Below are 5,056 nucleotides of genomic sequence, written 5' to 3' on the forward strand. Positions count from 1 at the left end.
CCCGCCCAACCGGTACGGGAACTCGTCGGTTCCACTACGACCCCCTTCACCCGCAGTAAGCGCCCCTGACGGGGCGACATGGCCGTTCGACTGGAGACGCACGTGGCCGGGCGCATCGAGGATTACGCACTCATCGGAGACATGCAGACCGCTGCCCTGGTCTGCCGGGACGGCACAGCGGACTGGCTGTGCCTTCCCCGCTTCGATTCGCACGCCGTCTTCGCAGGACTGCTGGGCACCGAGGAGCACGGCTTCTGGCGCCTGGGTCCGGCGAGGGCCGAGGGAGCCGAACCGCAGACCGCGGACCGGCGGCGCTATCGCGGCGACTCCCTCATCCTGGAATCGGAGTGGGACACGCCGCGCGGAACGGTCCGGGTGACCGATTTCATGCCGCCGCGCGACGGCGCACCGCAGCTCATCCGGATCGTGGAGGGCGTGAGCGGCCGGGTGCCGATGCGCTCGGAGCTGCGCATGCGGTTCAGCTACGGCCGGGTGACGCCGTGGGTGCACAAGGTCGACGGCCGCACGGTCGCCGTCGCCGGGCCGGACTCCGTCTGGCTGGACACCCAGGCCGACACCTTCGGCAAGAACCTCACGACCTACTCCGACTTCACCGTGGCGCCCGGCGACCGGGTGGCGTTCACGATCAGCTGGCAGCCCTCGCACCACGAGCCGCCCGCCCTCCCGGACCCGGAGGGGTCCCTGGAGGCGACCGAGCTGTTCTGGCGGGAATGGGTCGATCAGTGTACGTACCACGGTCCGTACCGCGAGGCGGTCGTCCGCTCCCTGATCACGCTGAAGGCCCTGACGTACGCGCCGACCGGCGGCATCGTCGCGGCGCCGACGACGTCGCTGCCCGAGGAGATCGGGGGCGTACGGAACTGGGACTACCGCTACACCTGGCTGCGGGACGCGGCGATCACCCTCTCCTCCCTGCTGCGCACCGGCTACCGGGAGGAGGCCCGCGCCTGGCGCGAGTGGCTGCTGCGGGCGGTGGCCGGCGACCCGGAGAACCTGCAGATCATGTACGGCATCGCCGGTGAGCGCGAGCTCGGCGAGGCGGAGCTGGACTGGCTGCCCGGCTACGAGAACTCCGGCCCGGTCCGGGTCGGCAACGGCGCGGCGGGTCAGCTCCAGCTCGACGTGTACGGCGAGGTCACCGAGGCGCTGCACCTGGCCCATATGACCGGGCTGACCCGCAACGACTACGCGATGGGCCTCCAGCTCAAACTCATCGAGTACCTGGAGAAGCACTGGGAGGAGCCCGACGAGGGCATCTGGGAGGTGCGCGGCCCGCGCCGGCACTTCGTGCACTCCAAGGTGATGGCCTGGGTCGCGGTGGACCGGACGATCAAGCTGGTCGAGTCCGGCGACATCGACGGGCCGCTGGAGCGGTGGCGGCGGCTGCGCGACGACATCCACCGGGACGTCTGCGACCGCGGCTACGACCGGGAGCGCAACACCTTCACCCAGTCCTACGGATCGAAGGAGCTGGACGCGTCCCTGCTGCTCATCCCGCAGATGGGCTTCCTGCCGCCGGACGACAAGCGGGTCATCGGCACGATCGAGGCGATCCAGCGGGAGCTGTCCACGGAGGACGGCTTCATCCTGCGCTACCCCACCGAGGGCGAGCACGCCGGAGTGGACGGCCTCGCGGGCGACGAGGGCGCGTTCCTGGCCTGCTCGTTCTGGATGGCCGACGACCTCGCGATGATCGGCCGGGTCGACGAGGCGCGGCAGCTCTTCGAGAAGCTGCTGTCGCTCCGCAACGACCTGGGCCTGCTGGCGGAGGAGTGGGACTCCAACCTCCAGCGCCAGGTGGGCAACTTCCCGCAGGCGTTCAGCCACGTTCCGCTGATCGACACGGCCCTGCGGCTGACGGCCAGCGGTGCGTACGTAGGCTGAGAGCCGTCGGGCCGGACCGTCCCGCGCCTCCCCCGCACCGCGGGCGGTAGCGTCCTGACCAGGGCGCTACCGCCCGATCGAGCCGTTCGGACGCAGGGGAGGCGGGCCGGGTACGTGGAGAGCGACAGCGGAATCACGGTGCGGCGGGCGCTGGAGCTGCCGGGGCTGCGCGCCGGGCTCCCGGAAGTGGTGTGCGGCGCCGACCGGCTGAACCGCACGGTGCGCTGGGTGCACGCCGGAGAGGTCCCGAACATCGCCTCGCTCCTCAAGGGCGGCGAGCTGCTCCTGACCACCGGTCTGGGCCTCGGCGCCCGTCCCGCGGAACAGCGGGCGTTCGTCCGCCGCCTCGCCGACCGGGGCATCGCCGCCCTGGTGGTGGAGCTCGGGCCGCGCTTCGGCCGACTGCCCGCCTCGATCGTGGACGCCGCCCGCGCGGCCGGTCTCCCGCTGGTGCAGCTGCACCGCGAGGTCCCGTTCGTCGCGGTGACCGAGGAGATCCACACCGAGATCGTCAACGGGCACTACGCCCTCCTCCAGCAGGCGGAGGAGGTCCATCACCGCTGCACCCGCGCGCTGCTCGGCGGCGGCGGGGTGCCGCAGGTCCTCGGCATCCTCGCCGACTTCACCGCCAACCCGGTCTTCCTGGAGACGCCCGACGGACAGCTCTTGTACGCGGCCTCCACCGGGACCGGGCCGGTGGGCGCGGATCCGCTCCAGGTCTGGGAGGGCCTGCGCGGCGACCGGGCGGCGCGGGAGAGCCCGCCGGCCGGCGCGGTAGTGGTGGACGTGCCCGGCGGCGGCCCCGGCACCGGTTCGGTACGCGCCAGGCTGGTGCTGCTCGCGGTGTCCGGGCCGTTGGCGACGGTGCACCGGATGGCGGCGGAGCGGGCGGCGGGGCTCCTCGCCGTCGTCCTGATGCAGGCCCGTCAGGAGGAGGAGCTGGCGGCCCGGGGGCGGGGGGACTTCCTCACCGATCTCGCCGAGGGCCGGATCACCCCGGAGGACGCTCCCGCCCAGGCCCGGGTGCTCGGCTTCCGCCCCGGGCGGAGTCCGCTGCTGCCGGTCGTGATGCGGCTGGCCCCCGAGCTGTCCCCGTCGGGCAACTGGGCGCTGCTGGCCCGCGCGGTGCTGGAGGAGCTGGGCTCCGTCGGCGTTCCGGCGCTGCTGGGCGTACGGCCCGTGGAGGGCCGGGTGCCGCTGCTGCTGGGGCTGCGCTCGGAGGGCGAGCGCACCGCGGTCGCGGACCGGGTGGCGGCGGCGCTGCGGGCCGGAGTGGAGCGGGCCGGGCTGGACCGCACCGGCTCGCAGGCCCCGGTGGTGGTGGTCGGCGTCGCGGGCGGCTGGGCGGCGGCGGGCGCGGGGCTGCGGCACGCCGCCGAGACGGCGACGGCGGCGCAGGGTCTGGACGGCCGGCCCTGGTACGACGCCCGGCGGCTCGACATCGACCTGCTGCTGTGGCGGCTGCGCGACCATCCGGATCTGGCGGCCTTCGTGGACCGGGCGATCGGCCCGGTGCGCGAGCACGACCGCACCTCGCGCCCGGAGCTGCTGCCGACCCTCCAGGCGTACCTGGCGCACGCGGGCCGCAAGGCGGAGACCGCCCGTGAGCTGCACCTCAACCGCCAGACGCTCTACAACCGGCTGGCCCGGATCGGGGAGCTGCTGGGCACGGACCTGGACGACCCGCAGACCGTGCTCGCCCTGAGCCTGGCCCTGCGGGCCCGCCGCCACACCATCTGACGCTCCCTCACATCGGGGTGGTCAGTGGTCGCCGGTCGTGGCCGCCGAGGGCTGGGCCAACTCGTCGTAGACGCTGAGGACGTGGGCGATGGTGTCGTCCTCGGTCGGCCAGGCAGCCGCCTGCCGCCGCCCGGCCTCGGCCAGCCGGGCGCACCGCTCGGGGTCGCCGAGCAGCCGGAGGACCGTGCGGGCCAGCGCCTCGGCGCTGCCGTAGGGCACGAGTTCGGCGGCCTCGCCGACCAGCTCCGGCGTCCCGCCGACCGCGGTGGCGATCAGCGGCACGCCCAGCCGCAGCGCCTCCTGCGCCAGCAGCGAGCGCCCTTCCCAGCGGCTCGGCAGCAGGGCGAGATCGGCGGCGGCGAGCAGTTCGCCGACGTCGTCCCGGCGGCCGACGAGCAGGACCGGCAGCTCCTCGTCCCGGATGCGCCGCTGGAGGGCGGCGCGATCGCGCCCCTCCCCCGCGATGACGAGCAGTGGCACGGGGTCCAGACGGCGCCAGACGCGGGCCGCGTCCAGCAGGGTGTCGAAGCCGCGGTGCGGTACGAGGGAGCCGACGGCCAGGAGCAGCGGCCGGTCGACCGCGCCCAGTTCGGCGCGGGCCTTGCCGCCGTGGACGGCGGCGGCCAGGCGCGGGAGCGGGGCGACGACCGGGGCGAGCCGCGCGTCGCGGGCTCCTCGGCCGCGCGCGAGGTCCACCAGGTCGGAGGAGGGCGCGAGGACGACGGCGGAGGCACGGGCGGCCCGCCGCTCCAGCAGCCGCAGGATCTGGCGGCGCGCTCCCTCCGCGTACCGGCGGGTGTGCCAGGTCGTGACCAGCGGCACCGTCCGGCCGCTGAGCGCGAGCGCGGAGCGGGAGGCGGCGTGCAGCCCGTGGGCGTGGACGACGTCGGCCTCGGCGCAGGCGGCGCGCAGGGCGGCGACGGCGGCCGGATCGCTGCGCCGGGGGACGGGGAGGAAACGGGCACCGGCCGCCGTGAAGTCGTAGGCCCGGTCCACCGCGGCGGGGGCGCAGACGGTGACCCGCACCCCTCGCGCCACCAGCCCGGCGGCCAGCGAGGTGACGTGCGCGCTGCTGCCCGCACTGCCTCCGCCCAGCACTTGGACCGTACGCAGCTGTGACACGTTGATCGGCTCCCGGGGCTCCCGAGTCGGCGGTGGGTACTGCGCCAAGGATGCCAGTCCGTACGCACGTCCGGGACCGGCGGAACGTTGCTGCTGCGCTCGCGACGGCAACCGGCCACACCGCACCACTCTTACGGGTGAAATCGAGGGCGCGAAAGTGACGTTGGAGGTTGCCGCGCACCGTCCGCCGCCCCTCGGACCGGGGTCCGCCGGTCAGGCGGACCTGGGCGGGCGGGCCGAGCGGACCGGGCGGACCCGGGCGGACGGACGGTCCGGCCGCCCGCCCCTG

At 74.7% G+C, this 5,056-nt stretch carries 3 protein-coding genes; 2 read left to right on the top strand and 1 reads right to left on the bottom strand.

Annotation, left to right across the window (positions count from 1 at the left end):
• The first annotated feature begins 102 nt into the window (after window positions 1-102).
• Both EES43_RS05015 and EES43_RS05020 read left to right on the top strand, forming a co-directional pair.
• On the top strand, window positions 103-1,905 hold the full coding sequence (locus EES43_RS05015) for a glycoside hydrolase family 15 protein (protein ID WP_124271793.1): 1,803 nt from the start codon (window positions 103-105) through the stop codon (window positions 1,903-1,905).
• A gap of 114 nt (window positions 1,906-2,019) precedes the next feature.
• Window positions 2,020-3,645: a PucR family transcriptional regulator gene (locus EES43_RS05020; RefSeq protein ID WP_124267564.1), complete on the top strand. Its 1,626-nt coding sequence runs from the start codon at window positions 2,020-2,022 to the stop codon at window positions 3,643-3,645.
• Between the two features lie 21 nt (window positions 3,646-3,666).
• Here the strand turns inward: EES43_RS05020 and EES43_RS05025 are convergent, their stop codons facing one another.
• Window positions 3,667-4,767 carry a glycosyltransferase family 4 protein gene (locus EES43_RS05025; protein WP_124267565.1) on the bottom strand — a complete coding sequence of 367 codons (1,101 nt, stop codon included), beginning with the start codon at window positions 4,765-4,767 and terminating at the stop codon, window positions 3,667-3,669.
• Between the last annotated feature and the right edge of the window lie 289 nt (window positions 4,768-5,056).

It is taken from the genome of Streptomyces sp. ADI96-02 (assembly GCF_003846185.1).
Classification (GTDB): domain Bacteria; phylum Actinomycetota; class Actinomycetes; order Streptomycetales; family Streptomycetaceae; genus Streptomyces.